Here is a 3,981-nt window from a genome sequence, read left to right as displayed (position 1 = left end):
CGGCGCCACCCCGACCCACCGCAACGTGTGGGTTTCGGGCCGTGCCGAGGTCAAGCTCGACGGACCCAGCGCCAAGGGCGGCCGGATCCAGCCCGGCTACGTCGTCGGCTGCCAGGTCAACATCACCGGTACCGGTGGCGCCGGCGCAACCGGCGGCACGACCGGCAACACCAACACGACCATGGACCCGAACACCGGTGCGATGACGGCGCAGACCGGCACGAGGAACGCCACCGGTGGTCTCAACGCCAACGTCGGTGTCACCCTGTCTCCCGGTCAGACCGTGAACTACCACGTGATCGACATCGAGCAGGAGAACGCGTTCGGCGACCGCGTCAACCGCCCGTTCATGACGTTCACCGGCAAGCAGGGCAGCGTCACCTGGGGTGACTCGACCCTCGGCATCACCGGTTGCGCCGGCCAGGCAGAGGCTCGCAGCTACGTGAAGGTCACCGTCACCTCCGACACTGCCAGCCAGCAGGTCACCCTGTGGGGACAGCCCTTCAGCATCGGCTGACAGGCACCTGACAGATAGTCGGCCCCGCCACCGAGAGCCTCATCCTCTCGGTGGCGGGGCGCTGTCGCCTTCCGGCCCGGTGGGGGCCGGAAGGCGACGTCAGAACGGATTCGTGGTGCGTCCCACCAGATCTGCGACGGATTCGATGATCCGCGTGGGCCGGTAGGGATACAAATCGACCGACGCGCGTGTCGAGATGCCGGTGAGTACCAGCAGTGTCTGAAGCCCCGCTTCCAGACCGGCGACGATGTCGGTGTCCATGCGGTCGCCGATCATCACCGTCGACGCCGAGTGCGCGCCGATCGCTCGCAGTGCGGACCGCATCATGAGTGCGTTCGGCTTGCCCACGAAGTACGGTTCACGGCCGGTTGCCCGCGTGATGAGCGCTGCGACGGCACCGGTCGCCGGAAGCGAACCCTCGAGCGACGGACCGGTCGGATCGGGATTCGTCGCTATGAACCGCGCGCCGCGCTCGACGAGCCGGATGGCCGTCGTGATCGCCTCGAACGAGTAGGTGCGGGTCTCGCCGAGCACCACGTAGTCGGGGTCGCTGTCGGTGAGCACGTACCCGATGTCGTGCAGCGCCGTTGTCAGACCCGATTCGCCGACGACGTACGCGGTGCCCTCCGGTCGCTGGTTCGCCAGGAACGTCGCGGTCGCGAGCGCCGACGTCCAGATCGACTCTTCGGGGATGTCGAGTCCCGTGCGCTGCAGCCGGGCGCGCAGATCGCGCGGAGTCCGGATCGAGTTGTTGGTCAGCACCATGAACGGCGTTCCGTTCGAACGCAGTTCACTGAGGAAGGCGTCCGCGCCCGGGATGAGCGCGTCCTCGTGGACGAGCACGCCGTCCATGTCCATCAGGTAGGTCCAGGCGGGGGCGGGGTTGACCTCGGGTGTGCTCACCGCCCTATCTTGTCATCTGTGGTCGCCAGGGCGCTGGGCGTCACGCAGGGCGAACGGACAGTCCTCGGATGAAGCTGCCGAGTGTGTGCTCGACGACGGCGCGGGTTTCCGGCGTCGGCTTGTCGGCGTACGAGACGAGACCGTAGAACCCCAGTTCGAGGATCATGCGCGCGGCGGTGTCCTCGTCGAGGCCGACCACGGTGCCGGACCGGGTCGCCTGTTCGAGCAGTTCCCGCACCACGGGCACGGACTTGCCGGCCTGGATCTCCCGTCGCCGGGCTTCACCCATCGCGCTGGTGGCCTGTTGGGAGTTCGATGGGGTGCCGCCGACCGTGCATCGGTCCCTCGACGAGGTGCTGGGTGCCGCCGACGGCCGCTATTTCGGACGCGGCTACAAGAACGTGAACCACGATCTCATCGACCTGGATCTGGGCCGATCCACCGGGCCGGGAACCGAGCACCGCGCCGTCGCGGTTCTCGACTACCCCCGAGGCTGGTCGGAGAAGGGTTCGACAGAACTCGTCCCGCACGTGTCGTTCGTCGACACGGTGGCACTGGCCGCGTCACTGCTCGAAGCCGGACTGAGCCATGCGCGCAGACTCGAACCGGACGAGCAGGCCCGCATCTGGGTGGCGCACGCCAAGATCACTGCCGGAAACGAGCCGGAGGAGGACCTGCGCCGCATCCCGGTCTCGGCGGTCGTGACCGGCGTCGCGCCGCCTCTGGACGGCACCGTCGCGACCACCGCGTCCTTCCGGGTCGGCCGGTTGCGGGGAACGATGACACTGGTCCACCCGGTCGGAGTCGGGGAGCAGTACGGCAGTGGTACGGACCGGGTACCCGGACCGTCGGCGGCGACGGTGTCGTCGTTCTATCTCGGCGGTTACAAGTCGCACACTCTCACCGCGCGGGACCTCACCGTCGAGGACGACTCCGTCACCGCGGCCGTGGAGATCGACATCGACACCACTACTGCCTTCGGCGGCGCCGAAACCGCGTGGCCTCGGTCGATTTCGGTGATCGATGCCGTACTCGGTGCCGCGCAGTTGTCCCAGGTGTTGCTCTACCGCCTCGACCGCACCACGAGCAACGCGCTGTGTCTGCGGAAACTGGAACTCTTCGCGGCCGGACCCGATCGCGACGCCCGCCGGCCGTTCCGCGGACAGGTGCGGGTGCGCCGGCTGTCGACGATCGATCGGGGAGATGCCATCTGGCGCAGTGCCGGTCTCGCGGTCACCCACTTCGGTGGTGTCACCGGCTCCTGTCTGCTCGCCCACCGGTTACCGACGCGAGGGGATCACTCGTGACTGCGCGGATCGCCGTGCTGGTATCCGACCCGACCCACGCAGCGGAGGAAGTCGCTCCGGCGGCGACTCGCCTACGCGCTCAGGTACTGACCGGCGGACGTCGGCACTTCGGCACTGGGGGGTGCCGAAGTGCCGACAGGGCGGACGGTTCCGCCGGGATCACGCGAGCAGGCGATACAACCCGATGAGGCCGACGACGACGATGACGCCGCGCAGCGCGGCCGGGGACAGTCGACGGCCGTAGCGTGATCCCAGCGCCCCGCCGATCAGCGAGCCGACCGCGATGACGCCGGCGACCCCCCAGTTGATCCGGTCGAACGCGACGAGCGTGTAGGTGGTCGCCGAGACGATGTTGACCAGCAGGGAGAGCAGGTTCTTCGCCGCGTTCTGCCGCTGGATGTTGTCGTGCAGCAGCGCCCCGAACAGTCCCATGAGCAGAATGCCCTGTGCCGCAGTGAAGTAGCCGCCGTAGACGCCGACCGCGAACGTCCCTGCGACGAGGATCGACAGGCGCACCGGGCCGATGTGCTCGTCGGCGGTTCCGCCCGCCCGCTTCAGCACCCACTTCTGCAGCTTCGGTTGCAGCACCACGAGTGTCAGCGCCAGCACCATGAGCACGGGCACGATCGTCTCGAATGCCGACTCCGGCAGGTGCAACAGCAACCACGCCCCGAGCATGGCACCCGACAGCGACGCGGGGATCTGCCACCGCAACCGCGGCCACTGCCCGCGCAGTTCGCGCCGATAGCCCCATGTGCTCGACACCCCACCGGCGACGAGCCCGACCGCGTTCGACATCGTCGCGGTCACCGGTGGTACCCCGAACGCGACGAGGGTCGGGAACGTGATGAGGGTGCCGGAGCCGACGAGGGCATTGATCGCGCCGGCACCCAGACCGGCCAGGGCGACGAGGAACAGTTCGAACGCAGTCACCGACCGCAGTCTACGGATGGGCTGCCGTCGACCTTCACCGTCCACCCCTGCACCCGGTGTCCTCATCCCGGGTGACGTGGACGAGGGGGTGAAATCCGGGGTGTGTTCGAATCATCCGGATTTCAATCAGTGACCCGGACGGCGCTCGGGCCCAATCTCTTGTTCTACGGTCGCCGCTCCCGAGGGGACCGAGGGAAGGTCCGACCATGAGCAGCAACGAACGCGCGTCCTGGCGCCGACGGCACATCGATCTGTGCCGCGGCGCCTCGTGCCGCTGTCGCTGACAGTCCGGTCCCCACATCCGACTTCCGGGATTCCGCC

At 68.1% G+C, this 3,981-nt stretch carries 5 protein-coding genes; 2 read left to right on the top strand and 3 right to left on the bottom strand.

Features of this window, described 5'->3' with window-relative positions:
- The coding region (locus I0Q12_RS01800; RefSeq protein ID WP_231609821.1) for an MspA family porin at positions 1–517 on the top strand (517 nt) is incomplete at its 5' end.
- A 99-nt stretch (positions 518–616) separates the two neighbouring features.
- Here the strand turns inward: I0Q12_RS01800 and I0Q12_RS01795 are convergent.
- Positions 617–1,375 (bottom strand): HAD-IIA family hydrolase, encoded by a 759-nt coding sequence (locus I0Q12_RS01795; protein ID WP_197250354.1) that lies wholly within the window; start codon positions 1,373–1,375, stop codon positions 617–619.
- A gap of 85 nt (positions 1,376–1,460) precedes the next feature.
- On the bottom strand, positions 1,461–1,709 hold the full coding sequence (locus I0Q12_RS31695) for a hypothetical protein (RefSeq protein WP_231609820.1): 249 nt from the start codon (positions 1,707–1,709) through the stop codon (positions 1,461–1,463).
- 31 nt (positions 1,710–1,740) lie between these two features.
- On the opposite strand from I0Q12_RS31695, the gene I0Q12_RS01790 reads away from it, so the two are divergent.
- Positions 1,741–2,727 carry an AvrD family protein gene (locus tag I0Q12_RS01790; RefSeq protein WP_248672990.1) on the top strand — a complete coding sequence of 329 codons (987 nt, stop codon included), beginning with the start codon at positions 1,741–1,743 and terminating at the stop codon, positions 2,725–2,727.
- A gap of 159 nt (positions 2,728–2,886) precedes the next feature.
- Here the strand turns inward: I0Q12_RS01790 and I0Q12_RS01785 are convergent, their stop codons facing one another.
- Positions 2,887–3,660: a sulfite exporter TauE/SafE family protein gene (locus I0Q12_RS01785; RefSeq protein ID WP_197250320.1), complete on the bottom strand. Its 774-nt coding sequence runs from the start codon at positions 3,658–3,660 to the stop codon at positions 2,887–2,889.
- Positions 3,661–3,981: the final 321 nt, after the last annotated feature.

The sequence above is a fragment of the Rhodococcus sp. CX genome (assembly GCF_015865005.1).
Classification (GTDB): domain Bacteria; phylum Actinomycetota; class Actinomycetes; order Mycobacteriales; family Mycobacteriaceae; genus Rhodococcus.
The sequence above is the reverse complement of the archived record's forward strand: the minus strand, read 5'-3'. Positions and strand labels throughout refer to the sequence as shown.

Bases quoted from the DNA above. Each gene is read 5' to 3' on its own strand.
- I0Q12_RS01795 (WP_197250354.1), bottom strand. From the start codon at position 1,375: ATGGACATGGACGGCGTGCTCGTCCACGAGGACGCGCTCATCCCGGGC.
- I0Q12_RS31695 (WP_231609820.1), bottom strand. From the start codon at position 1,709: ATGGGTGAAGCCCGGCGACGGGAGATCCAGGCCGGCAAGTCCGTGCCC.